The following is a 24,971-nucleotide window of genomic DNA, read 5'->3' as shown; positions in this document are numbered from 1 at the left end:
GAGAGGATTGCTCCATGAGTGACAAGCCCGGTTACCGGCGCCCGCACGCGGGTACCCAACCTGATTACCTGCACCCGGCCTACCAGTCGACGAACCTGCGTTCGCCGTCCCAGCCATTGGTGTTCCTGCCCCATTCCTTGTCGGAAATCACCGGCCCGATCATCGGCGCCGAGCGTATCAATGAGAAGGACAACGACCTGACGGCCCAGCATGAAGGCGAGCCCCAAGGCGAGCGCATCATCATTCACGGCCGCGTACTCGATGAGAACGGCCTACCGGTGCCGGGCATCCTCGTGGAGATCTGGCAGGCCAACGCCGCTGGTCGCTACAACCACAAGCGCGACCTGCACGATGCACCGCTGGACCCGAATTTCACCGGCACCGGGCGCACCGTCACCGACGCCGATGGCTGGTACCAGTTCCAGACCATCAAGCCCGGCGCGTACCCGTGGGGCAACCACCACAATGCATGGCGCCCGGCGCATATCCACTTTTCGCTGTTCGGCCCCAGTGTGCTGACGCGGTTGGTGACGCAAATGTATTTCCCCGGTGACCCGTTGCTGGAATACGACCCAATCTACAACTGTGTACCGGATACCAGTGCCAAGGAGCGCTTGATCGCGCGATTCGACCTGGAAAAAACCGTTCCGTCCTACGCTCTCGGTTACCGCTGGGACATCGTCCTGCGCGGCCGCGACGCCACGCCGATGGAGAAATGAGATGACACTCTACGCAACCACGTCCCACACCGTCGGGCCTTATTACCACATCGGCCTGACCTGGCTGAACCGCGAAGACCTGACGGTAGCCGCGACCCTCGGCGAACGCGTGGCGATCAGCGGGCAAGTGCTGGACGGCAACGGCGATATCGTCAACGACGCCATGCTGGAAGTCTGGCAGGCCAATGCCGCCGGCAAATACGACCACCCTGAGGATGAGCAGGACAAGGCGCTTGACCCCAACTTCGAAGGCTTCGGCCGGGTGCCGGTAGATGCCGAAGGGCGCTTTCGCTTTACCACCATCAAACCAGGCAGTGTGCCGGGATTGAAAGGCACGACCCAGGCGCCGCATCTGGTGGTACTGGTATTTGCCCGGGGGCTGGTGAAGCACTTGCTGACGCGGATTTATTTTGACGGCGAGGCGCTCAATGGCGATGACCCGCTGTTGGCATGTGTGCCAGCAGAGCGTCGCGGTACCTTGATTGCCAAGGCGGACGCGCAGGGTGTGCATCAGTGGAATGTGATTTTGCAGGGGACAGACAAGGAAACGGTGTTTTTCGATTACTGAGTTGGCTGTAGGCCTCATCGGGAGCAAGCCCCCTCCCACATTGAATGTCACAAGTCCAAATGTGGGAGGGGGCTTGCCCCCGATGAGGCCCTTACAGTCACTGCATACCCAAAAGTCTGCTTGCGGAACATGGTTGTTGCAAAGTATGTCTAGGCTATAACCGTTCCCACTGAGTGAAAAAACATGACAACAACAACCAGCCACTACACCGGAGAAGAACGCAGCAAACGGATTTTTGCGATTGTCGGTGCCTCATCCGGCAACCTTGTCGAATGGTTCGACTTCTACGTCTACGCCTTCTGCGCGATTTATTTCGCCCCGGCGTTTTTCCCCTCCGACGATCCCACGGTGCAGCTGCTCAACACCGCCGGCGTGTTCGCCGCCGGGTTCCTGATGCGGCCTATCGGCGGCTGGTTGTTTGGCCGGGTGGCCGACAAGCACGGGCGCAAGAACTCGATGATGATCTCGGTGCTGATGATGTGCGCCGGTTCCCTGGTCATCGCCTTCCTGCCCACCTATAACGACATCGGTGCCTGGGCGCCGGCGCTACTGTTGGTGGCGCGGCTGTTCCAGGGCTTGTCGGTGGGGGGCGAATACGGCACCACGGCGACCTACATGAGTGAAGTCGCGCTCAAGGGCCAGCGCGGTTTCTTCGCCTCGTTCCAGTACGTGACCCTGATCGGCGGCCAGTTGCTGGCGGTGTTGGTGGTGGTGATCCTGCAGCAGATCCTCACCGAAGAAGAATTGCGTGCCTGGGGCTGGCGCATTCCTTTTGTGATCGGCGCGATTGCTGCGGTGATCTCCCTGCTGCTGCGCCGCACCCTGAAAGAAACCACCAGCAAGGAAATGCGCGAAGACAAGGACGCCGGCAGTATCGTCGCGCTGTTTCGCGACCACGGCAAAGCCTTCATCACCGTGCTTGGCTACACCGCCGGTGGCTCGCTGATTTTCTATACCTTCACCACCTACATGCAGAAGTACCTGGTGAACACCGTGGGTATGCACGCCAAGACGTCCAGCTACATCATGACCGGGGCGCTGTTTCTGTACATGTGCATGCAGCCGCTGTTCGGCATGCTGGCCGACAAGATCGGCCGGCGTAATTCCATGCTCTGGTTCGCCGGCCTTGGCACCCTGTTCACCGTGCCGATCCTGTTGACCCTGAAAACCGTGACCAGCCCGTTCCTGGCCTTTGTGCTGATTACCCTGGCCCTGGCGATTGTCAGCTTCTACACCTCTATCAGCGGCCTGGTCAAAGCCGAGATGTTCCCGCCCCAGGTACGTGCCTTGGGCGTGGGCCTGGCCTATGCCGTGGCGAACGCAGTGTTTGGTGGCTCCGCGGAAGTGGTCGCGCTGAGCTTGAAATCCATCGGCATGGAAAACACCTTTTATTGGTACGTCACTGCGATGATGGCGGTGGCCTTCCTGTTCAGCTTGCGCCTGCCGAAACAGGCGGCTTACCTGCACCACGATCTATAAGGGACGAGTTATGACGCTGCGCACGAGCAATCAACTGTTCGACGCTTACTTCACCGCCGGCAGCATGGCGGAAGTGTTCTGCGACCAGGGACGCCTGCAGGGCATGCTGGATTTCGAGGCCGCGCTGGCCCGGGCTGAGGCCCAGGTCGGGTTGATTCCGCAGGCCGCCGTGGCGCCGATTGCCCAGGCTTGCCTGGCTTCGCTCTACGACGTGGACGCCCTCGGCGTGGCGATTGCCACGGCAGGCAACTCGGCGATTCCGTTGGTCAAGGCACTGGGCAAGTTGATTGCCAGTGAAGATCCCGGCGCCGAGCGCTATGTGCATCTGGGCGCGACCAGCCAGGACGTGATGGACACTGGCCTGGTGCTGCAGTTGCGCCAGGCACTGGGGTTGATCGAAGCGGACCTGGCGCGCCTGGGCGATGTGCTGGCTGCCCAGGCCCAGCGTTACGCCGCCGTGCCATTGGCCGGGCGTACTTGGTTGCAACACGCGACACCGGTCACCCTGGGCATGAAAATCGCTGGTTGGCTGGGCGCCGTGACGCGCAGTCGCCAGCGCCTTGCCGAGTTGAAGCCGCGTTTGCTGGTGCTGCAGTTCGGCGGCGCGTCCGGCACTTTGGCAGCGCTCGGCGAACACGCCATGCCCGTCGCCGAAGCCTTGGCCGCTGAATTGCAGTTGGGCTTGCCCGAACAACCCTGGCATACCCAGCGTGATCGCCTGGTGGAATTTGCCAGCGTGCTCGGCCTGATCGCCGGCAGCCTCGGCAAGCTGGGTCGCGATATCAGCCTGTTGATGCAAACAGAAGCGGCGGAGGTATTTGAACCTGCGGCGCCGGGCAAGGGTGGTTCTTCGACCATGCCCCACAAGCGCAACCCTGTGGGCGCCGCGGTACTGATCAGCGCCGCCACCCGCGTACCGGGCCTGGTGGCGACGATGTTCAGTGCCATGCCCCAGGAGCATGAACGCAGCCTGGGCTTGTGGCATGCCGAATGGGAAACCCTGCCGGAGATTTGTCGGTTGGTGTCCGGCGCCTTGCAACAGGCGGTGTTGGTCAGTGAAGGGCTGGAGGTCGACCCCGAGCGCATGGCGCAGAACCTCGACCTGACCCAGGGCCTGCTGCTAGCCGAAGCTGTCAGCATCGTGCTTGCCCAGCGCCTGGGCCGCGACACCGCCCACCATCTGCTGGAGCAGTGCTGCAAACGCGCCGTGACCGAGCGGCGCCACTTGCGTGAAGTATTGGCGGATGAACCGCAAGTGACCGCCGAGCTGTCTGCGGCTGAACTGGATCGCCTGCTCGACCCGGCCCATTACCTGGGCCAGGCGCACACCTGGGTCACCCGTGCAGTGACCGAACACTTTGCCTTGACTGCCTGAGGAGACTGCTGTGGCTTTTGTACAACTCGCCGAGGGCGAACTGCATTACCAATTGGAGGGGCCCGAGGGCGCACCGGTGCTGGTGCTGTCCAACTCCCTGGGCACCGACTTGCATATGTGGGACATCCAGATCCCGGCGTTCACCGAGCATTTTCGCGTGTTGCGCTACGACACCCGTGGCCATGGCAAATCCCTGGTGACCGAAGGGCCGTACAGCATCGAGCAACTGGGCCGAGACGTGATTGCCCTGCTGGATGCGCTGGGTATCCAGCGTGCGCATTTTTGCGGCCTGTCCATGGGCGGCTTGATCGGCCAATGGCTGGGCATCCACGCCAGCGAACGCCTGCAACGCCTGGTGGTATGCAATACCGCCGCCAAGATCGGCACGCCGGACACCTGGAATTCACGCATCGAAATGGTCCTGCGCGATGGCTCAGCCGCGATGGTGGCCCTGCGTGATGCCTCGATTGCGCGCTGGTTCACAGCGGATTTTGCTGCCGCCAATCCGCACCAGGCCAAGCAGATCACCGACATGCTCGCGGCTACTTCGCCCAAGGGGTATGCCGCTAACTGCGGTGCGGTGCGCGATGCAGATTTTCGTGAGCAATTGTCGTTGATCAAGGTGCCGACCCTGGTCATTGCCGGCACTGAAGACGCCGTGACGCCGCCCGCCGGAAGCCACTTTATCCAGAGCCATGTGCGCGGCGCCGAATACGCCGAGTTCTATGCGGCGCACCTGTCCAATGTGCAAGCCGGCGCTGCATTCAGCGACCGGGTGATTAAATTCCTGCTGGCCCGCTGAGGAGCTTTTTGTGGACGAGAAACAACGTTACGCCGACGGCCTGCAAGTGCGCCGCGAAGTACTGGGCGATACCCATGTTGATCGCAGCCTCAATGCCCTGACCGAGTTCAACAGCGAGTTCCAGGAAATGATCACCCGCCACGCCTGGGGTGATATCTGGACGCGCCCCGGACTGCCTCGGCATACCCGCAGCCTGATCACTATTGCGATGCTGATCGGCATGAACCGCAGTGAAGAACTGAAATTGCACCTGCGCGCCGCTGCCAGCAATGGGGTGACCCGCGCCGAGATCAAGGAAGTGTTGATGCAGAGTGCGATTTACTGCGGTATTCCGGCGGCAAATGCAACCTTTCACCTGGCTGAGTCGGTGTGGGATGAATTGGGCGTTGAGTCCCGAGAAACCTGAGTTGAAATACGGTCAACCTGTGGGAGGGGGCAAGTCGAATCGTCGCACCGCGCCTCCCACATTTCTGATCACTACAACCTGCAGAGATCAGCGTGAATCGGCATCCCATACCCAATTCCATACGCCTGGCAGGTGCACGGGCTCGCTTACGACCTTCACCGTACGTGCCAGCGCCGCCTGTTGAAGCTGGGTGGTGTCGGTGTAGAAAGGCTCGACAGCGGTGTTCAAACCGTTGATTTGCGCGCTGTCCATCAGGATCTGCAAGTACTCCTGCATATGTCGCGCGGTGTAGCGGTTGATATCGTGGAAAGTCACCACCACGGGGATAACGCCGTCCACCGTCGGTAATTCGCCCAGGGCAATGCGTTCACGTACCAGTGACAACTGTCGGTACAAATTGGCCCGTCGGCGCGGGCTGCCATTGAAACCCCAGATCTTGCCGTCGTTGGCGCTCAGGTCCGTCAGCAACACCTGCAGGCCATGCCGCTGGTAGGCGGCGAAGGTGCGCTTGTCGTAGTTCCAGAAGGGCGGGCGTACCAGCACCGGAGGCGTGCCGGTGATGCTGGCGATATCGGCGGCACCTTCGGTCAGGGTGCGTTCCAGTTCGGCATCATTGAGCCAGCGATGGTTAGTATGAAGCGCCGTTGCCGTATGGAATGCCAGGATGTGGCCGGCGGCATGTTCGCGCTCCATGGTCTTGCGCCCCCGGGAACTGCCGCCGGAGCGGGCCGCTTCGGTCTGCAGGAAGAACACCGCCTTGATACCCGGCAGTACCGGGTTGTGCGCCAGGTCGGCTATCACTGAGCGGCTCGGATTGTTGTAGCCCGAGGCGCTGGGGCCGTCATCGAAGGTCAGCAGGAAGCGGATCGGTGCCTGGGTTTGCAAGCGTTGCTGGGTTGCCGGCGTCAGGGCAACAGGTGCGCCGATGCAGCCGCTCAGGCACAGGGCCAGGGCCAACAATGCGCTTGCTATGGCAAGGGATCTCATGAGGGGCGCAGGCTCGATAGGGGCCGCTGTCAAAGGGGATCAGCAGCGGCAGGCGCGCACCATACCTTAAGTCTGACGCCGGTTTACAGCAGACTTATCGGATAGCTGACGATCAACCGGTTTTCATCAAACTCATTGTTGCTGTAGTCCCGGCGCATGCTCGAATTGCGCCAACGTACATTGAAATTCTTCAGTGCGCCGCTCTGCACCGTATAGCCGACTTCACTCTCGCGGCCCCATTCCTTGCCGTCGCTGATGGTGCCGGTGTGCACGTTGCTGCCGCTGATATAACGGTTCATCAGCGTCAGGCCGGGTATGCCGAGAGCGGCGAAGTTGTAGTCGTGGCGCACTTGCCAGGATTTTTCCTCGGCGTTGTCGTAACTCGAGTTATAACTGTCATTGGCGAGGGTGCCGCCACTGGTGCCATTGACGCGCATCCACGCGCTGTTGCCGGTGAGTGTTTGCAGGCCGAGGTAGAAGGTATTGCCGCCGTACCTGGCGGAGAACAGGCCGGACCAGGTTTTGTTGTCCAGGCTGCCTGCGCGGGCGCTGCCGTCGTCCTTGCCGTAGAAGAACCCGAGGTTGGCGCCGAGGGTCCAGTTGCCGACGGGCTGGCTGTGGATCAGGTTGATGAATTGCTGACTGTAGATGTCCTTGAGCTGGGCGTTCCATACGCCGACCTGGGTGCGCTTGTCGTTGAACGCATATTCGGCACCCTGGAAGTTGAAACGGTCGGAAGTAAACGCAGTTTTACCGAGCATCGACATGTCGCTCATGCTGCCGTCATCACGCGGGCTGTTGGCGCGGAACTGGCCGCCATACAGGGTCAGGCCGTCGATTTCCTTCGAGGTGATCTGCCCGCCGCGCAGGGTCTGCGGCAGGGAGCGGCCGTCGTCCGAACGCAGGATCGGCAGCACCGGCATCCATTCGCCTACCTTCAGCTCCGTATTGGAAAACCGCGCCTTGAAGGCCACGCCCAGGCGTCCGAATTCGTCCGCCGGCCGGCCATCATGGTCCAGCGGCAGCAACTGGGTGCCGCCCGTGCCACGTCCGCCATCGAGCTTGAGCGAGTACAAGCCGAGCAAATCCACACCAAAACCTACGGTGCCTTGGGTAAAGCCGGACTTGGCGTCGAGGATGAAACTCTGCGTCCACTCCTGCGCACCGCCCTGGGCCTTGGTCGGGTTGGTGTAATTGCGGTTGAAGAAGAAATTACGCAGGTTGAGATTGGCGCTGGCGTCTTCGAGAAAGCCGTGTTCTTCGGCGATAGCGGGAAGGGCAAGGCTGGCGACAGCGGTCGCCAGCAACAGCTGGCGCGGTTGGAAAGTGCTCATGGCGTAGGACCTGTTGTTATTGGGGTTATGCAGGTGGCGGCCATGGTGCGCGGCGGTGTGGGGGCTATTCAACCGGGGCAGGGTGGGTTGTGGGCGATGATCGAACGCAAGTTGGCGGGGTAATAATCCAGGCATAAAAAAACCGCTTCCGGTGAGGGAAGCGGTTTTTTTACACCTGCACTATCAGAACAGCTTCAAGGGCGGTGCTTCTTCTTTCAATGGCTCGTTCTGTGCGGTCTGTTCGTTCCAGCCACCGCCGAGGGCCTTGTACAGGTTGACCTCGCTGGTCAGCTGCGCAAGGCGGTCGGTGATCAGCGATTGCTGGGCACTGAACAGTTGGCGCTGGGCGTCGAGGAAGGTCAGGTTGCTGTCGACACCAATGCGGTAGCGACGCTCGGCCAGGCGGTAGTAGTCCTGGTTAGCCTCGACAAAGCCACGTTGGGCGTCCAGTTGCTGCTTGTAGGTCGCCCGTGCGGCAAGGCCGTCGGAGACTTCCTGGAAGCCGGTCTGGATCGCTTTCTCGTAGTTGGCCACGTTGATCTCTTTCTGGATCTTCGAGTAGTCCAGGCTTGCGCGCAGGCTACCGGCATTGAAGATCGGGATGTTGATCTGCGGGGCGAACGCCCAGGTGCCCGAGCCGCCTTTGAACAGGCCGCCCAGGGTAGGGCTGGCGGTGCCGGCGCTGGCGGTCAGGCTGATGCTCGGGAAAAACGCAGCACGGGCCGCGCCGATATTGGCGTTGGCCGCCTTGAGGTTGTACTCGGCCTGCACAATGTCGGGACGACGTTGCAGCAGGTCCGATGGCAACCCGGCAGGGACTTCGCTGAGCAGGTTATCCGACAGCGGCTTGCTGGCGATATTCGCCGGCAGGCCGGTGCCCAGCAGCAGGGTCAGGTTGTTTTCGTCCTGGGCCACCTGGCGGGTATACCGGGCCAGTTGGACCCGGGCGTTTTCCACCGAGGTGCGTGCCTGGCTGAGGTCCAGCGCCGAGGCCACGCCGACTTCGTTGCTGCGCGAGGTGAGCTTGAAGCTCTGCTCGAAAGCACCGAGGGTGTCCTGGGTCAGCTTGAGCAGTTCCTTGTCGGCCTGCCAGGTCAGGTAGGCATTCGCCACGCTGGCCACCAGGCTGATCTGGGTGCTGCGCCGCGCCTCTTCAGTGGCGAAGTACTTTTGCAGCGCTTCTTCACTCAGGCTGCGTACGCGACCGAACAGGTCCAGCTCGTAAGAGCTGATCCCGAGGCCGGCCGAGTATTGGCTGGTGATGCCTGCTTCGCCGGTCTGCGACAGCTTGGCCGGGGTGCGCTGGCGGCTGCCGCTGCCGGTGGCCGACACGGCCGGGAACAGGTCGGCACGCTGGATCTGGTACTGCGCCGCATAGGCGTCGATGTTCAAGGCCGCGACACGCAGGTCACGGTTGTTCACCAACGCGGTCTGGATCAGCTGCTGCAGGGCAGGGTCATGGAAAAACTGCTTCCAGCCTTGCTCGGCAGCGGCCTGGCCCGGCGCCTGGGCCGACGAATACGCCGGCCCCTGCGGGAACTGCGCGGCCACCGGCGCATCGGGACGCTGATAGTCAGGTATCAGCGAGCAGCCACTGAGCACGAATGCCGTGACGGCTAGGGAAAGTAGCGACTTGCTCATTGGCCAGCCTCTTTAGGAGTTTCAGTAGTGTCTTTCTTTTTGCGTTCGCCAGCCGAGGACACGGTTGCATAGAACAGTGGCACCCAGAAGATCGCCAGCACGGTGGCGGTGATCATACCGCCGATTACGCCGGTACCGATTGCGTGTTGGCTACCTGAGCCTGCGCCACTGGAAATTGCCAGCGGCAGTACGCCGAGCACGAACGCCATGGACGTCATGATGATCGGGCGCAGACGCATCCGCGAAGCTTCGATCGCCGCCTCGACGATGCCTTTGCCTTGCTCATGCAGCTCCTTGGCGAATTCCACGATCAGGATGGCGTTTTTCGCCGCCAGGCCCACCGTCACCAACAAGCCCACTTGGAAGAACACGTCGTTGGACAAGCCACGCATGCTGGTAGCGATCAGCGCACCGATCACACCCAGTGGCACCACCAGAATCACCGCAATCGGGATCGACCAGCTTTCGTACAGTGCCGCCAGGCACAGGAATACAACCAGCAGCGACAGTGCGTACAGCGCAGGTGCCTGGGAGCCGGACAGGCGTTCTTCATACGACAGGCCTGTCCAGGAGTAGCCGATGCCGGCCGGCAGTTCCTTGGCAATGCGTTCGACTTCCGCCATCGCGTCACCGGTACTGTAGCCCGGCGCCGGGGTACCGAGGATTTCCATCGCCGCTACACCGTTGTATCGCGAGAGCTTCGGCGAACCGAAGATCCACTTGCCCGACGAAATGGCCGACAACGGCACCATCTTCCCGGAGTCGCTGCGCACGTACCATTTGTCCAGGTCTTCCGGCGCCATACGGCTGGCAGCGTCACCTTGCACATACACCTTCTTCACACGACCACGGTCGATGAAGTCGTTGATGTAGCTGCCACCCAGGGCAATGGCCAGGGTCTGCTGGATATCGGCGAGGCTGATGCCCTGGGCGCTGGCTTTCTCGTCGTCGACGGTCAGCTCGTACTGTGGTTCATCGTTCACGCCGTTTGGACGTACGCCTGCCAGTACCTTGCTTTGCGCCGCCGCACCGAGGAACTGGTTACGTGCAGCCATCAGCTTGTCGTGGCCGACGCCACCCTGGTCTTGCAGGAACACGTCGAAACCGGTGGCGTTACCCAATTCAAGAACCGAAGGTGGCACGATGGCGAATACCATTGCGTCCTTGAAGGCTCCGAAGAAGTAACCCTGGGCCCGCTTGGCGACTTCGAATACCGATTGGGTCGAGTCACGCTCATCCCATGGCTTGAGCATCACAAACGCGAGGCCCGAGCTCTGGCCACGGCCGGCGAAGTTGAAGCCGTTTACGGTAAACACCGAGTTCACTGACTTGCCTTCGCCTGGCTCGCCTTCCTTGTCATGCAGCAGGAAGGCGCGCATGTCATCGATGACTTTTTGCGTACGTTCAGCCGAAGAGCCGACCGGTGTCTGCACCTGGGCAAAGATCACGCCCTGGTCTTCCTCAGGCAGGAACGCGCTCGGGATACGGGTGAACATCCAGATCATGCCGGCCAGGATCAGCACATACACCAGGAATGCCGGGATCTTGTGCTTGATCATGCCGCCCACGCCGCGCTCGTACTTGAGTACGCCGCTGTCGAAGGTGCGGTTGAACCAGCCGAAGAAGCCGCGCTTGGGTTGGCCGTGCTTTTCCGGATCGATCGGCTTGAGCATGGTGGCGCACAAGGCTGGGGTGAAGATCAGGGCAACCATGACCGACAACGCCATCGCCGAAACAATGGTGATGGAGAACTGGCGGTAGATCACCCCGGTGGAACCACCGAAGAACGCCATCGGCAGCAGTACCGCCGACAGTACCAAAGCAATACCCACCAGGGCGCCCTGGATCTGGCCCATGGACTTGATCGTCGCTTCTTTGGGCGACAGATGTTCCTCGGCCATTACCCGTTCGACGTTTTCCACCACCACGATGGCATCGTCCACCAGCAAGCCGATGGCCAGGATCATGCCGAACATGGTCAGGGTGTTGATGGTGAAGCCGCATGCGGCCAGGATCCCGAAGGTACCCAGCAATACCACTGGTACGGTCATGGTGGTAATGATGGTGGCGCGGAAGTTCTGCAGGAACAGGAACATCACCAGGAACACCAGCACGATCGCTTCGACCAGGGTGTGAACCACACCGGAGATCGATTCGGTCACTACCGGGGTGGTGTCATACGGCACCACCGCCTTCATGCCCGGCGGGAAGAACGGCTCCAGGGACTTCACTGTTTCGCGGATGGCCTTGCCGGTGTCCAATGCGTTGGCACCTGCCGCCAGCTTGATGGCCATACCCGAGGCCGGCTTGCCGTTGAACTGCGCACTGATGCTGTAGTTCTGGCCGCCCAGCTCGATACGCGCGACGTCACCCAGGCGAACCTGGGAGCCGTCGGTGTTGACCTTCATCAGGATCTTGGCGAACTCTTCAGCGCTTTGCAGGCGCGTCTTGCCGATGATGGTGGCGTTCAGCTGGGTACCGGGCAGGGCAGGCAGGCCGCCCAGTTGGCCGGTGGCCACCTGCACGTTCTGCGCCTTGATGGCGTTGCTGACATCCACCGGGGTGAGCTGGTAGTTGTTCAGCTTGGCCGGGTCGAGCCAGATACGCATGGCGTACTGCGAACCGAAGACCTGGAAGTCACCTACACCCGAGGTACGGGAAATCGGGTCCTGGATGTTGGACACGATGTAGTTGGACAAGTCGTCTTTGGTCATGCTGCCGTCTTCCGACACCAGACCGATTACCATCAGGAAGTTCTTCACCGACTTGGTCACGCGGATACCCTGTTGCTGCACTTCTTGCGGCAGCAGCGGGGTGGCCAGGTTCAGCTTGTTCTGCACCTGGACCTGGGCGATATCCGGGTTGGTACCCTGGTTGAACGTCGCGGTGATGGTCATGCTGCCGTCGGAGTTACTGTCCGAGGCGACATAACGCAGGTTGTCGATACCGTTGAGCTGTTGCTCGATGACCTGAACCACGGTGTCTTGCACGGTTTGTGCGGACGCGCCTGGGTAGGTCACCTGGATATCAATGGCCGTTGGCGCAATGGCCGGGTATTGGTTGATGGGCAACTTCAGGATCGACAGTGCCCCGACCAGCATGATCACCAGGGCTATTACCCAGGCAAAAATGGGACGGTCGATAAAAAATTTCGACATGGATTACTCCCCTTGACCAGCAGCGGCAGCAGGCGCTGCAGCAGTACCGGCGGGTTTGGCGTTGTCGGCGTCCTTGACCTTGACTTCGATACCCGGCTTGATGAATTGCAGGCCCTCGGTGATCACGCGGTCACCGGCGTCCAGGCCTTTTTCCACCAGCCAGTAGGCACCGGCAGTGCGGTTGGCAACCAGTTCGCGTTGCTCGACCTTGTTGTCCTTGTTCACGATCAGCGCCGTCGGAATGCCCCTGAGGTCCCGGGTCACGCCTTGTTGCGGAGCGAGAATGGCCTTGCTGTTCACACCCGCTTGCAGCTGGGCGTGCACGAACATGCCCGGCAGCAGCACATGGTCAGGGTTGGGGAACACGGCACGCAGGGTCACGGAACCGGTGGTCTGGTCGACCGACACTTCGGAGAATTCGAGCTTGCCGTCCTGGGCGTAAGGCGTGCCGTCTTCCAGGGTCAGCTTGACCTTGGCCGCGTTGTCGCCGGCTTTCTCCAGTTGGCCACTGGCAAGGTCGCGACGCAGCTTCAGCATTTCAGCCGAGGACTGGGTAACGTCGACGTAGATCGGGTCCAGTTGCTGGATCACGGCCATGGCATCGGCCTGGCCATTGCTGACCAGTGCGCCTTCGGTGACCGAAGAGCGGCCGATACGCCCGGAGATCGGTGCGAACACCTTGGTGTAGCGCACATTGATCTGGGCGCTCTGCAGGTCGGCTTCGGCGGTCATGCGGTCGGCGACGGCGGTGTCGTATTCCTGGCGGCTGACGGCCTGTTCATCGACCAGTTGCTTGTAGCGGTCTGTGATCGACTTGGTCTGGGTCAGCTTGGCCTGGGCGCTCTTGAGTGTCGCCTCATAGACCGACGGGTCGATCTGGTACAACTGCTGGCCTTCCTTCACATCCGCGCCTTCCTTGAACAAGCGCTTGAGAATGATGCCGTTAACCTGAGGCCGGACTTCCGCGATGCGATAGGCCGTGGTGCGGCCTGGCAACTCGGTGGTCAGGGTAAAGGCTTGCGGTTGAATGGTGACCACGCCGACCTGAGGGGTTTGAGCGGGCGGTGCCGCTTCTTCCTTTTTACATCCGCTGAGCAGCGATGCCAGGGCGACGGCAGTGACCAGAGCGGTAACAGCTGGCTTAAGTTGCATGAAGATCCTCGGGTCAGGCGCGCAGAGTGCGCACAAGAAGTGTGGAAAGGTAAAAAACAGGCTGTGAGTGGATAAGTAGCTTGCTACGCAATATACTTACGTTCATGGTTGTTTGTAAACTCTTGACAGGCCGTGCGCAATGTTGACAAAGCAGCGCCCCAAGCCTCGATTCTAGTACGTTCGGCGCCCCTGACGGCGTCGTCCCACAATTATTCAGATGATGGTCAAGCACCATCCACAGTGTCCCGATTGAGGTTTTACTGCCATGGTTCGTCGCACCAAAGAGGAAGCTCAAGAAACGCGCAGCCAGATTCTCCAAGCCGCTGAGCAAGCCTTCTATGAGCGTGGCGTGGCGCGCACCACCCTGGCGGACATCGCCGCGCTGGCGGGGGTGACGCGCGGTGCCATCTACTGGCATTTCAGCAATAAGTCCGATTTGCTTCAGGCATTGCTCGACACGCTGCACGAGCCCCTGGACGAATTGGCCCGCGCCAGTGAAAGCGAGGACGAAGTCGACCCGCTGGGCTGTATGCGCAAGTTGTTGATTCATCTCTACCATGAAGTGGCCCTGGACCCGAAAACCCGGCGCATCAACGAAATCCTGTTTCATAAGTGCGAGTTCACCGATGAAATGTGTGACATGCGCCGCCAACGCCAGACCCACAGTCTTGAATGCAACCTGCGTATCGGCTTGACGTTGCGTAACGCGGTCCATCGCGGGCAACTGCCGGAAACGCTCGATACCACCCGCGGGGCCATATGCATCCATGCGTTTATCCACGGTCTGATCGGACAGTGGCTGTTGGTGCCTGACAGTTTTCAACTGCATCAAGACGCCGAGCGCTGGGCTGACATAGGGCTGGACATGCTGCGCCTGAGCCCCAGCCTGCGCAATTGAGACAAAATGCGTAATTGCATCCAGTTGTGTCAACAGTAAAGACCAGAGACAGTCAATCGTCCCTTTGCCTGATTGGCGGGGTGACTTTATATACGGGCTGGCCTGCGGTTGATAGGTAGCCGGCTAAGTATTTTGTAGCGATATTGTTGCGGTTCTGTGAAGCAATGTTTCCAAGTGGCTACATACAGTCAAAATGTGGGAGGGGGCTTGCTCCCGATAGCGGTGTGTCAGTCAATGATGTGTTGACTGAGCCACCGCTATCGGGAGCAAGCTCCCTCCCAGTTTGTTTTTCTGTTTCAGTCAGTTAGATCGGCAGCGTCGGGTAATCGATATAACCCACCGGGCCCTTGCCATAGAAGGTTTCCGGGTGCGGCTCATTCAGCGCTGCATCCGCCTTCAAGCGCGCCGGCAGGTCCGGGTTGGCAATGAAGGGAATGCCGAAAGCCACGGCATCGGCTTTACCTTCGGCCAGCCAGGCGTTGGCGCTGTCCTTGGTGAAGCGTTCGTTGGCGATGTACACGCCGCCGAAGGCTTTTTTCAGTTGTGGGCCGAGGCTGTCCGCGCCTTCTTTTTCACGGGAGCAGATGAAGGCGATGCCACGTTTGCCCAGTTCGCTGGCGACGTAGGTGAAGGTTTCGGCCAGGTTGGCGTCGCCCATGTCGTGCGCATCGGCACGCGGTGCCAGGTGCACGCCCACGCGGCCGGCGCCCCAGACTTCGATGGCGGCGTCGGTCACTTCCAGCAGCAGGCGCGCACGGTTCTCCAGGGAGCCACCGTAGCTGTCGGTGCGCTGGTTGGTGCTGCTTTGCAGGAACTGGTCGAGCAGGTAACCGTTGGCTCCGTGGATTTCCACGCCGTCAAACCCTGCAGCCTTGGCGTTCTCGGCACCTACGCGGTAAGCGTCGACGATGTCGGCGATTTCAGCGGTTTCCAGGGCGCGTGGGGTCGGGTAGTCGGCCAATGGACGAACCAGGCTGACGTGACCTTTGGCCTGGATCGCGCTGGGGGCCACCGGGGTTTCGCCGTCCAGGTAGGACTCGTGGGAAATGCGGCCCACATGCCACAGTTGCAGGAAAATCTTGCCGCCCGCACCGTGTACGGCCTTGGTGATGTTGGCCCAGCCGCGCACCTGGTCGTTGGACCAGATGCCTGGGGTGTCCGGGTAGCCCACGCCCATGGGCGTCACGGAGGTGGCTTCGCTGAGGATCAGCCCGGCGGAGGCACGCTGCGCGTAGTACTCGGCCATCAGCGCGTTGGGCACGCGACCGGCGTCGGCGCGGCAGCGGGTCAGCGGCGCCATGATGATGCGGTTCGACAGTTCCAGGTCGCCCAGTGTGATCGGATCGAAAATAGTCGTCATGGGATAACACCCTTCTCTTTAAGTGGATTGATCAGTTGGTCGCAGGGGCCAGGTCGGCATCGCCGCTCTGACGGAAAGTGATCAGGGTCACCAGCAGGGCCAGAATCGCCAGTGCTGCGGCGGCCAGCGGCACGCTGGTCAGGCCGAAACCATGGGCGATCACGCTGCCACCGACCCAGGCGCCAAGGGCGTTGCCGATATTGAAAGCGCCGATGTTCAAGGTGGACACCAGGTTCGGTGCCGCCTTGCCGAAGGTCACTACGTTGATTTGCAGCGCCGGTACGGCGGCAAACGAAGCGGTGGCCCACAGGAACAGGGTGATTTCGGTGGGGATCAGCGCGACGCTGGTCCAGGACAGGACAGTTGAGACAACCGCCATGCTGATGAACACGCCGATCAGGGTGGCCGCCAGGCGCTTGTCCGCCAGCTTGCCGCCGATGATATTGCCCACGGTCAGGCCCAGGCCGATCAGCAGCAGGGTCCAGGTCACGCCCTTCGGTGACACGCCGGTGACATCGCCGAGTAGCGGTGCGACGTAGGTAAAGAGGGTGAACATGGAGGCGGCGAACAATGCCGTCATGCTCAGCGACAACCAGATGCCGGCACCCTTGAGGGCTGCCAGTTCGGCACGCATGTCGAGTTTTTCTTCGTCACGCTTGGCCGGCAGGAAGCGGATCAGGCCGATCAAGGCGATCACGCCAATCACGGTCACCGCCCAAAAGGTCGAACGCCAGCCCGCTTGCTGGCCCAGGGCGGTGCCCAGTGGTACGCCGAGCACGTTGGCCAGGGTCAGGCCGGTGAACATCAAGGCCACGGCCGAAGCGCGCTTGTTGGCTGGTACCAGGTTGGCCGCGACCACTGAGCCAATCCCAAAGAAGGCGCCGTGGCACAGCGCCGTGATGACGCGAGCAAACATCAGCACGTTGTAGTCACTGGCCAAGGCGCAGAGCAGGTTGCCGATAATGAAAATGCCCATCAACGCTACCAAGGCGGCCTTGCGTGGCAGCTTGGCGGTGGCCAGTGCCATGAACGGCGCACCGATGGCCACGCCCAGGGCGTAGCCAGTAACCAGCCAGCCGGCGCCGGGAATCGACACGCCCAGGTCCGCCGCCACATCAGGCAGCAGCCCCATGATGACGAATTCGGTGGTGCCGATGGCGAAGGCGCTGAGGGCCAGTATGAGTAGCGAGAGGGGCATCTACGTTTCCTTTATTACAGCGGTGCGCTCATATCAGCGCTGAGTTCAGTGGTGAGCGCCGCGAGAAAGGCTTGGATCACTGCCTCGTTGCGTTTGAAAAAGTGCCATTGCCCGGCCTTCTGGCTGCTGATCAACCCGGCTCGTTGCAAAGTGGCCAGGTGGGCCGACACGGTCGACTGGGACAAGCCGCAGCGCTGGTCGATCTGCCCGGCGCAGATGCCGTATTCATGGTTGTGCAGTTGCTCGGGGAATTGCACCTTCGGGTCTTTCAGCCAGGTGAGGATGTCTCGTCGTACTGGGTGCGCCAGGGCTTTTATTATTTCGTCGAGGTCAATGGACATGGCAGGTGCTCGGTGTCGTAAAGCGTTATATCGCGATGAGGCGAACTTTAAATCGGTCTATCCCGATATACCAATATGAATTTGATCTGAGGTCAGGCTTAATCGGTATATCGGGTTATAACGATATGTTAAAGGCAGTGTTAGACTGCGCGCCATGAATTATCTCGCACATCTGCACCTGGGCGGCCAACTTCCTGCGCAACTGCTGGGCAGCCTCTATGGCGACTTCGTCAAAGGTCGCTTGCAGGGCCAGTTCAGCCCGCAAATCGAAGCGGCGATCCAGCTGCATCGCTCCATTGATCGTTTTACCGATAGCCATGCGCTGGTGGGCGAGGCGTTGTCGCGTTTCAGCCTGACCCGCAGGCGCTATGCCGGGATCGTCCTCGATGTGTTTTTCGACCATTGCCTGGCGCGGGATTGGGCACTGTATGCCGACCAGCCCCTGGACCGTTTTACCTCGCAGGTGTATCGCGTGCTGGCGGCCGAACCCGCTTTGCCGGGGCGGCTGGCGCAGATTGCGCCCTACATGGCGGCGGATGATTGGCTGGGCTCGTATCGCGAGTTTGCGGTGATGGAGCAGGTGCTGCGTGGGATTTCGCGGCGGCTGACTGACCCAGACGCGTTGGGGTTTGCGATGCAGGAGTTGCGGGTGTTGTATGAACCACTGAGCAGAGACTTCAGTGAGTTCTACCCAGAGTTACAGGCATTCGCACAAACCCAGCAGGCTACACAGAATTAAATGTGGGAGGGGCTTGCTCCCTCCCACATTTAACCGTGCCCACTTTAGGCCGCAAACGCAGGCCGAGTATTTACTGGCTCAACCTCCGGCACCGGCCCAAACAATGCCTTCTGCACCGCCTGCTGCGCCTGGAACGCCAACGCCGCACGCTCTTGCCCGGCGCAGGCAATGGGCTTGAGCATATGGATTTCCACATTGCCTTGGTCATTGGAAAACAGGCGCATCAGGTGCGAGAGCAAATCATCATCGCCAATGAACGGTGCCAGCGGGTCGACCTGGCCGTCGCGCAAATAACGGATCGCTACCGGTTGCAGCGACACATCCGCCTCAATCGCGCTGGCCAGTAAACGCCCGTGGAAGGTACGCAGGCTGCGCCCGTCGGTGGTGGTGCCTTCGGGAAACATCAGCAACGGGTGCTGTTGCTCCAGATGACGGGTCATCTGCTTGCGGATCAACTGGCTGTCGCCCGCGCCGCGACGGATAAACAGGCTGCCAGCCTTGGCCGCCAGCCAGCCTGCCACCGGCCAGGTGCGCACTTCGGCCTTGGACAGGAACGACATCGGCGTGACCATGCCCAGCAGCGGGATATCCGTCCAGGACACGTGATTGCTCACCCACAGCATCGGCTGTTGCGGCACCTTACCGTGCACCGTCACGCGAAAGGGCAGGGCGTTGCTCAGGCGCGCCATAAAGAACCGCGACCAACGCTGGCGTCGCACCATCGAGTTGGCGACACCCAAGCGCTCGAACAGGCCAAACACACTGGCCATGCTCAAACCCAGCGCCACCACCAGCAGCACCCGGGCGATGCGCCCGTACACACGCAGGCGGCTCATCACATGGCCGCCTTGAAGTGCCGCGCATAACGCGGGCACAACTCATCGCGCTTGAGCAGGATGAACACGTCGGCAACCTGGAAGTCTTCATCCCAGCACGGCTCGCCGCAGATCTTTGCGCCCAGGCGCATATAGGCCTTGAGCAGTGGTGGCATCTCGGCGATGACGTTGGACGGCAGGTCCAGGGCCGGCAGCGGTTTTTTCGGTTCGGCGCGCAGGTGTTCGTTGCACAGGTAGCGTTCGCGCAGGCGCTGCATGATCGCGTGCGCCTGGATACCGCCATCGTGCATCGGGATGCTTGCGCAGCCCATCAGGTAGCTGTAGCCACCCTGGTTGAGCACCTCGGCCAACTCGCCCCACAATACCGCGATGGTACCGCCGTTGCGGTAGGCCGGGTCGACGCAGGTGCGGCCGATTTCGAGGATCGGGCCCTGCAAGTGCAGCAGGCCATGCAGGCTGAATTCTTCTTCGCTGTAGAACCGGCCCAGGGTGCTCGCGGCCTGGTGGTCGAGCAGACGGGTGGTGGCGACGAGTCGACCGCTGTTCAAATCCCGCACGCCGATGTGGCTGCAGTGAACATCATAGTCATCCATGTCCAGGCCCAGTTCCGCGCCTTTCAGCTTGGCGTTGAACTCGCCGCTGAACACGTTGAACCGCAGGGCCTGGGCTTCCTGCAAAGCCTGTGCGCCCACCAGGCGTTCGGCTTGCAGACGGCGTTCATTGCCTTTGTCGCTGATGCGGGCGATCTGAGTCATAGCGAGTCTCCGAGTGCCGGCCAGGTTGTACGGCCAGTCGACTTTGTTGTCCAAAGTCAGGCTATGTAGCCTCGGTGTCATCTCCATGAAGTTACGGTGACGGTTGGATGACAGACCCTGTGTAGCAAATCTGTCATTGGCCTGCGCTAGGCTCGCGGGCTTGAATGCCCCCCCTTGAGTTTGCGTCCATGGTCCGAGGCCTGTTGTGCGTTGCCCTGCTGTTTGTCACCGTTACCGCCCGCGCCGAAACCTGGCCTGAAAAGGATTGGGCCATGGGCGCACCACTCAATGGCCCCGCTGTCGATGCACTGGACGCCTACGCTTTCCCGCCCCGTGACGACACCAGCCGCGAAGGCATTCGTACCGATGCGCTGCTGGTCATTCGTGACGGCGAAATCATCTACGAACGCTACGCCGCGCCATCCACCGCCAGCACGCCGCACCTGACCTGGTCGGTGAGCAAAAGCCTGATGGCCACGGTGCTTGGAGTCGCCTACGGCGAAAACCGCTTCAAGTTGAGCGACCCCGTTGCGCGTTTCTACCCGCCGATGAAGCAGCATCCCAAGGTGACCATGGCCGACCTGCTGCACTGGGCCTCGGGCCTGGACTGGCAGGAAGACTATGAATACGCGCCGCTGAAATCCTCGGTGGTGGCGATGCTCTACACCCGAGGTCGTGGCGATATGGCCGAGTTTGCCGCCAGTACCGACGCTGCTGCTGCCCCGGGCCAGGCGTTTCGTTATTCCAGTGGCGACAGCAACATCTTGTCTGCGGCCCTCAAGGGCATGCTCGGCCACAAGGCGTATATGAGCTATCTGTGGGATGCGTTGTTCAAGCCGTTGGGCATTCGCAATGCGACCTGGGAAACCGATGCCGATGAAACCTTCGTCGCTTCGTCCTATGCCTACCTCACCGCCCGCGATCTGGCGCGTGTCGGCCTGCTGATGGCGCGGGGTGGACGTTGGGGTGAGCAACAGTTATTGCCTGAAGAATGGGTCGCCTTCAATCGCCAGCCGTTCGCCAAATACAAAAGCGGCCAGGATGAAGCGGTTCCCGGCGGCCAATGGTGGCTCAACACGGGTGCGTCCAGACCGTGGCCCGATGCCCCCGCCAATACCTTCGCCGCATTGGGCCACTGGGGCCAAGCGCTGTTCGTGCTGCCGGACGAACACTTGGTGATCGTACGTTACGGCGATGACCGCGACGGCAGCTATCGGCACAACGAACTGCTCAAACGCGTGCTGGCGGCGGTGCAACCATGATCCGCCGTCGGCCGTTTACCAGTCTGTTTCTGCTGCTGTTGCTCGCCCTGCTGGGCTGGGTGTGGCATGAGCGCGTCAACCTGCAAGCCTTCCCCGACATCATCGCGGCATACACCGCCAAGGAGTATTGCTCGTGCCGGTATGTGGAAAACAACCCGGCGCAGTATTGCCGTGGGTATGTGAAGCAGTACGTGCCGACCAGTGCGTTGATCGACACGCCTGAGCGCAGTGAAGTGACGGCGAGTGGGTTGGGGCGTACGCATACGGCTAGGTGGTTGGGGGAGCGGCAGGGGTGTCGCCTGACTCCCTGACACCCCACATTACCCCTGTGGAAGCGGGCTTGCTCGCGAAGACGGTGGGTCAGTCAACTTACGTATTGGCGGGTATTGCGTCTGATTCTTTGCTGATGTCGGGCCTCGGGTGAGGCCCGTTTGGGTTACCTGAACTTTGCCAGAATGTATGCAGCCGCCAACCAAATCAAAGCCGTACAGATCAGCGTTGTAACGATTATGAAAAGACGTTTTAGATAGGGTGGGAAGTTTTCAAAGTCCACTGGATCCAAGTTGCCATGCCGGATATGCACCTTTGGCATCAGGATCATTCCGGCAATTTGTGACATTTCCAAAAGAGACCAAATCAAACCGCGCTTCCCAAGGCTGTCTCCCCAAAGATAGATATAACGGCTGTTTTTCAAAGCCTCTTTTATGGCATCCATGTGACGGTGAGTAAGATAGAGATTAAGCGCGAGACCAGTAAATCCAAGAAGGAATGGGCTGGCCAAAAGCCAGATTTCTAACCAGGCATTCCAAGACTCATCCGTTGTCATGGCAAAGTTTTCTCGTACAGTTTTTCGCCTATCTGTTCTCCACGCATACCGCCGATAGTCGTACCCGCCCATGCGCCTGTCCCAACTAAAGTCGCGACACACACAACGCCTCCTATACCGGTCGTAACACCAAGTGCAAGACAGATCGCGCCACCAGCAACACCGCCTGCCGATCCGCCAAATGCGCCGCCGCCAACCGAGCCTGCGAACTTTCCACCCTCTGTGAACTTGATCTTTTCGCAAGCCGCCCTGGAATCGTTATTGCAAACCTGTTGTATCGCCAGCAAGGAGGATACGCCGCCAAGCCCAATCCCAATGTAACCACCCGCCTTCATGTATCTGGTAGCGCGGCTGGTCGCTTCCACATGCGCGGAATAACCCGGAATCTGCCCCGGCGCACCGGCCTTGTCCCAATGGTGCACCAAGCTGCGACTGGAAATGCCGAGGGCCGTTTTCAACTTGGGGTGATCGCCCAGGGTGGTTTGGCCACGCAGCCGAGTGGAATTCAACAGATGAGCATCCAGCTGGCTCATAAGACGCTGGCGATCCGTGAAGAACTGCGACGACTTAAGGTGGCCGTGCTGACGATAAGTTTGTTGGTGTAGACGCTCGATGGCCTGGAGGGTGTTGCGCAAGTTATTCAGGTGCGTTTCCATCACCACCGCGCTGACGCCGAGCCAGGTTGAGGTATGGCCTATGAAGCTGGCGATTTCGGCACCGTGTCGATACAGAAAGTCGGCCTCGTCCGGCGTAAGGGAATCCAGGGAGGCATCGACTTGTTGAGCGGCCTGCATCAACTGCGCTTCCTGATAAGTGCAGGAGGTGTTGTTCGGATCGCTGAGCACGACCATTGAGCCGGCTTTGAAGTGACCTGTATTGGGATTCAGCGATTGAAACTTACGCATCACCGCCGGGTCGCGAATCGGAAAAAGCGTGGCCTCCAAGGCTTCGCGAGTCACGCTTTTGGGCACGATATAAAAACCTGGCTCCTGGCCCGATAGGCCGTTAAATGCAGACGGGACTGAATGGCTTGGCGGCTTGTAAGCGCTTTGAGAAGGCGCCGCCCAACTGGTAGCGGCTCGGACCGGTTCGGCTGCTCGTCTGGCGGAGTTCGTAGCGCCGCTATCTTTACCATATTGAGCTGAAAACACTGAAGGAATCAGCTCGGCTTTACAGGGACAGTCGCTGTAACTGTCCAACGTACCGGCCATAAGCCGGCCATGACTGTTCATGTAAGAAATGCCACCGACGATCTTATATGTTTGCCCATCCTTGCCACAGGTAACTCGATCACCTTCGCAGGCATGAAGAAGGCCATGGATGTTGACTCTTTTATCTCCGTCCAGCACTTCCCCGCCGCAAGTGGTCTTGTCACCCAGGCCAATGAAATAACCTACGCTCATTGTTTTTCCCTTTATCCATTAAGTTTTTTTGGCCGTACTTTCCTCCTCGTCTCGACAAGAAAACTAACGCGTGACGCATTTCAATCGAGGTAAACGAGCAAGGGAGAGTCAGTGGCAAGCCAAACTTTGGAGAGGGATTTACTTAGGGTAAAGTCGGACGTTTCCGGGTATTTAGTCGTATAAGTCTGATAGCTCAGCGACGCCCGGCGTAGTGCACTCAATGACGCGGTGAGATCCAGCGGATGTATGAAGATCATAATGTGGGAGGGGGCTTGCTCCCGACTGCGGCGTGTCATTCACAACATCAGTGACTGAAGCAACGCGTTCGGGAGCAAGCCCCCTCCCACATTTTGATCTCCAGAGATTTTAAGAAAATGGTTGGCCTTAGGTTCCACTGGGTGGAACCACCTTTGATTGTCCTCGCGCCCACATCGCGGTTAGCTGGCGGTGTGTCGCCAACAAGAACGGGAACACCCGCCTGTGAGGAGAATCACCATGCGCCCACACCAGCACATCCTGGATTGGCTCAGCGACGTTGCCAGCGACTTGCACGCTGTGCGTCACGATATCCATGCTCATCCTGAGCTTGGCTTTGAAGAGAACCGTACCTCGGCACTGGTCGCGCAATCCTTGCGGGAGTGGGGGTATGAGGTGCATACCGGCATCGGCAAGACCGGTGTGGTCGGTGTGCTGCGTAACGGCAGCAGTTCGCGTACGCTGGGCATTCGTGCCGATATGGACGCCTTGCCCATCATCGAAAACACCGGCGCGGACTACACCAGCCAGCACGCCGGTTGCATGCACGCCTGCGGGCATGACGGTCATACCACCATGTTGCTCGGCGCTGCCCGCTACCTGGCGGCGACGCGGCAATTCGACGGCACGCTGAATCTGATTTTCCAACCCGCCGAAGAAGGCCAGGGCGGTGCCGAGGCGATGCTGGCGGAGGGTTTGCTGGAGCGTTTTCCCTGTGATGGGTTGTTTGGCATGCACAATATGCCGGGCTTGCCAGCAGGGCATTTGGGGTTAAGAGTTGGCCCAATGATGGCCTCCCAGGACTTGCTCACTGTCACCCTCGAAGGCGTCGGCGGCCATGGCTCCATGCCGCACTTGACCGTGGACCCGTTGGTAGCGGCCGCGAGTATGGTCATGGCCCTGCAGACGGTGGTGGCGCGCAATATCGACACCCAGGAAGCCGCCGTGGTCACGGTAGGCGCCTTGCAGGCCGGTCAGGCGGCCAACGTGATTCCCCAGCAAGCGTTATTGCGCCTGAGCCTGCGCGCACTCAACCCCAAGGTGCGCGAGCAGATGCTCGAGCGGGTCAACGCGATCATCCAGACCCAGGCCGCCAGCTTCGGCTGCACGGTGCAGATCGAACACCGCCCGGCCTATCCGGTGCTGGTCAACCACGCCGAAGAAACCGAGTTTGCCCGCCAGGTCGGCGTAGCCTTGCTCGGCGCCGACGCCGTGGACGGCAACACCCGCACGCTGATGGGCAGCGAAGACTTCGCCTGGATGCTGCAACGCTGCCCCGGCAGCTACCTGTTTATCGGCAATGGCGTATCGCGGCCGATGGTGCATAACCCCGCCTATGACTTCAACGACGACATCCTGCTGACCGGCGCCGCCTATTGGGGCGCGCTGGCCGAGAGCTGGTTGAAACCAGCTGGATGATCCGAATACCCGTAGGAGCGAGCTTGCTCGCGAGAAACCAACAGACGACTCGGGCTAC

General features: G+C 60.5%; 23 protein-coding genes. 11 read left to right on the top strand and 12 right to left on the bottom strand.

Features of this window, described 5'->3' with window-relative positions:
* Nucleotides 1–14 precede the first annotated feature (14 nt).
* From pcaH to pcaC, 6 genes are all read left to right on the top strand, one after another.
* Nucleotides 15–719, top strand: coding sequence for a protocatechuate 3,4-dioxygenase subunit beta (pcaH, locus tag ASD70_RS21425; protein WP_046071351.1), 705 nt, complete (start codon nt 15–17; stop codon nt 717–719).
* A 1-nt stretch (nt 720) separates the two neighbouring features.
* The gene (gene pcaG / locus ASD70_RS21420) at nt 721–1,287 is read left to right on the top strand and encodes a protocatechuate 3,4-dioxygenase subunit alpha (RefSeq protein WP_046071352.1); all 567 of its coding nucleotides are present in this window, start codon (nt 721–723) and stop codon (nt 1,285–1,287) included.
* 183 nt (nt 1,288–1,470) lie between these two features.
* Nucleotides 1,471–2,766: an MFS family transporter gene (locus ASD70_RS21415; protein ID WP_046071353.1), complete on the top strand. Its 1,296-nt coding sequence runs from the start codon at nt 1,471–1,473 to the stop codon at nt 2,764–2,766.
* A gap of 10 nt (nt 2,767–2,776) precedes the next feature.
* On the top strand, nt 2,777–4,141 hold the full coding sequence (locus ASD70_RS21410; RefSeq protein WP_046071354.1) for a 3-carboxy-cis,cis-muconate cycloisomerase: 1,365 nt from the start codon (nt 2,777–2,779) through the stop codon (nt 4,139–4,141).
* A gap of 10 nt (nt 4,142–4,151) precedes the next feature.
* A complete protein-coding gene (gene pcaD, locus ASD70_RS21405; protein WP_056847404.1) occupies nt 4,152–4,943 on the top strand; it encodes a 3-oxoadipate enol-lactonase in 792 nt (263 codons plus the stop codon).
* Nucleotides 4,944–4,953: 10 nt separating this feature from the next.
* Nucleotides 4,954–5,349, top strand: coding sequence for a 4-carboxymuconolactone decarboxylase (gene pcaC / locus ASD70_RS21400; RefSeq protein WP_046071356.1), 396 nt, complete (start codon nt 4,954–4,956; stop codon nt 5,347–5,349).
* An 87-nt stretch (nt 5,350–5,436) separates the two neighbouring features.
* Here pcaC and ASD70_RS21395 read toward each other — a convergent pair whose 3' ends face one another.
* The 5 genes from ASD70_RS21395 to ASD70_RS21375 all read right to left on the bottom strand — a co-directional run bounded on the left by ASD70_RS21395 (nt 5,437) and on the right by ASD70_RS21375 (nt 13,621).
* Nucleotides 5,437–6,336, bottom strand: coding sequence for a polysaccharide deacetylase family protein (locus ASD70_RS21395; RefSeq protein ID WP_056847403.1), 900 nt, complete (start codon nt 6,334–6,336; stop codon nt 5,437–5,439).
* An 83-nt stretch (nt 6,337–6,419) separates the two neighbouring features.
* Nucleotides 6,420–7,670 carry an OprD family porin gene (locus ASD70_RS21390; protein WP_056847402.1) on the bottom strand — a complete coding sequence of 417 codons (1,251 nt, stop codon included), beginning with the start codon at nt 7,668–7,670 and terminating at the stop codon, nt 6,420–6,422.
* A gap of 183 nt (nt 7,671–7,853) precedes the next feature.
* Nucleotides 7,854–9,311 carry an AdeC/AdeK/OprM family multidrug efflux complex outer membrane factor gene (gene adeC, locus ASD70_RS21385; protein WP_046071359.1) on the bottom strand — a complete coding sequence of 486 codons (1,458 nt, stop codon included), beginning with the start codon at nt 9,309–9,311 and terminating at the stop codon, nt 7,854–7,856.
* Nucleotides 9,308–12,469 carry an efflux RND transporter permease subunit gene (locus tag ASD70_RS21380; RefSeq protein WP_046071360.1) on the bottom strand — a complete coding sequence of 1,054 codons (3,162 nt, stop codon included), beginning with the start codon at nt 12,467–12,469 and terminating at the stop codon, nt 9,308–9,310. Before ASD70_RS21380 ends, adeC begins: the two co-directional genes overlap by 4 nt.
* A gap of 3 nt (nt 12,470–12,472) precedes the next feature.
* A complete protein-coding gene (locus ASD70_RS21375; RefSeq protein WP_043050009.1) occupies nt 12,473–13,621 on the bottom strand; it encodes an efflux RND transporter periplasmic adaptor subunit in 1,149 nt (382 codons plus the stop codon).
* A gap of 265 nt (nt 13,622–13,886) precedes the next feature.
* On the opposite strand from ASD70_RS21375, the gene ASD70_RS21370 reads away from it, so the two are divergent.
* Nucleotides 13,887–14,519: a TetR family transcriptional regulator gene (locus tag ASD70_RS21370; protein ID WP_046071361.1), complete on the top strand. Its 633-nt coding sequence runs from the start codon at nt 13,887–13,889 to the stop codon at nt 14,517–14,519.
* 304 nt (nt 14,520–14,823) lie between these two features.
* On the opposite strand, the gene ASD70_RS21365 is transcribed toward ASD70_RS21370, so the two are convergent.
* Genes ASD70_RS21365 through ASD70_RS21355 form a run of 3 tightly spaced genes read right to left on the bottom strand, consistent with a single transcriptional unit; the run spans nt 14,824 to nt 17,418 of the window.
* Nucleotides 14,824–15,879, bottom strand: a complete 1,056-nt coding sequence (locus ASD70_RS21365) for an alkene reductase (RefSeq protein WP_056847401.1) — start codon at nt 15,877–15,879, stop codon at nt 14,824–14,826.
* Nucleotides 15,880–15,910: 31 nt separating this feature from the next.
* Nucleotides 15,911–17,077, bottom strand: coding sequence for an MFS transporter (locus ASD70_RS21360; protein ID WP_056847400.1), 1,167 nt, complete (start codon nt 17,075–17,077; stop codon nt 15,911–15,913).
* A 14-nt stretch (nt 17,078–17,091) separates the two neighbouring features.
* The gene (locus tag ASD70_RS21355; protein WP_043050013.1) at nt 17,092–17,418 is read right to left on the bottom strand and encodes an ArsR/SmtB family transcription factor; all 327 of its coding nucleotides are present in this window, start codon (nt 17,416–17,418) and stop codon (nt 17,092–17,094) included.
* Between the two features lie 154 nt (nt 17,419–17,572).
* On the opposite strand from ASD70_RS21355, the gene ASD70_RS21350 reads away from it, so the two are divergent.
* On the top strand, nt 17,573–18,157 hold the full coding sequence (locus tag ASD70_RS21350) for an acyl carrier protein phosphodiesterase (RefSeq protein ID WP_056847399.1): 585 nt from the start codon (nt 17,573–17,575) through the stop codon (nt 18,155–18,157).
* 44 nt (nt 18,158–18,201) lie between these two features.
* Here ASD70_RS21350 and ASD70_RS21345 read toward each other — a convergent pair whose 3' ends face one another.
* Together ASD70_RS21345 and olsB are read right to left on the bottom strand one after the other, a co-directional pair.
* The gene (locus ASD70_RS21345) at nt 18,202–18,993 is read right to left on the bottom strand and encodes a lysophospholipid acyltransferase family protein (RefSeq protein WP_056847398.1); all 792 of its coding nucleotides are present in this window, start codon (nt 18,991–18,993) and stop codon (nt 18,202–18,204) included.
* Nucleotides 18,993–19,748: an L-ornithine N(alpha)-acyltransferase gene (olsB, locus tag ASD70_RS21340; protein ID WP_003189352.1), complete on the bottom strand. Its 756-nt coding sequence runs from the start codon at nt 19,746–19,748 to the stop codon at nt 18,993–18,995. Before olsB ends, ASD70_RS21345 begins: the two co-directional genes overlap by 1 nt.
* 188 nt (nt 19,749–19,936) lie before the next feature.
* Between olsB and ASD70_RS21335 the strand changes: the two genes are divergently transcribed.
* Both ASD70_RS21335 and ASD70_RS21330 read left to right on the top strand, forming a co-directional pair.
* Entirely contained in the window at nt 19,937–21,010 is a 1,074-nt protein-coding gene (locus ASD70_RS21335) for a serine hydrolase domain-containing protein (RefSeq protein WP_056847397.1), read from the top strand.
* Nucleotides 21,007–21,321 (top strand): hypothetical protein, encoded by a 315-nt coding sequence (locus tag ASD70_RS21330; protein ID WP_046071369.1) that lies wholly within the window; start codon nt 21,007–21,009, stop codon nt 21,319–21,321. Before ASD70_RS21335 ends, ASD70_RS21330 begins: the two co-directional genes overlap by 4 nt.
* Before the next feature lie 125 nt (nt 21,322–21,446).
* Here ASD70_RS21330 and ASD70_RS21325 read toward each other — a convergent pair whose 3' ends face one another.
* Both ASD70_RS21325 and ASD70_RS21320 read right to left on the bottom strand, forming a co-directional pair.
* Nucleotides 21,447–21,836: a hypothetical protein gene (locus ASD70_RS21325; RefSeq protein ID WP_046071370.1), complete on the bottom strand. Its 390-nt coding sequence runs from the start codon at nt 21,834–21,836 to the stop codon at nt 21,447–21,449.
* Nucleotides 21,833–23,239, bottom strand: a complete 1,407-nt coding sequence (locus tag ASD70_RS21320; RefSeq protein WP_056847396.1) for a PAAR domain-containing protein — start codon at nt 23,237–23,239, stop codon at nt 21,833–21,835. Before ASD70_RS21320 ends, ASD70_RS21325 begins: the two co-directional genes overlap by 4 nt.
* A gap of 495 nt (nt 23,240–23,734) precedes the next feature.
* On the opposite strand from ASD70_RS21320, the gene ASD70_RS21315 reads away from it, so the two are divergent.
* Nucleotides 23,735–24,913 (top strand): M20 aminoacylase family protein, encoded by a 1,179-nt coding sequence (locus ASD70_RS21315; RefSeq protein ID WP_046071371.1) that lies wholly within the window; start codon nt 23,735–23,737, stop codon nt 24,911–24,913.
* Nucleotides 24,914–24,971 lie beyond the last annotated feature (58 nt).

Origin of the sequence: Pseudomonas sp. Root569, from assembly GCF_001427465.1 — a bacterium.
Classification (GTDB): Bacteria; Pseudomonadota; Gammaproteobacteria; order Pseudomonadales; family Pseudomonadaceae; genus Aquipseudomonas; species Aquipseudomonas synxantha.
This window is presented reverse-complemented; position numbering and strand designations above follow the sequence as displayed.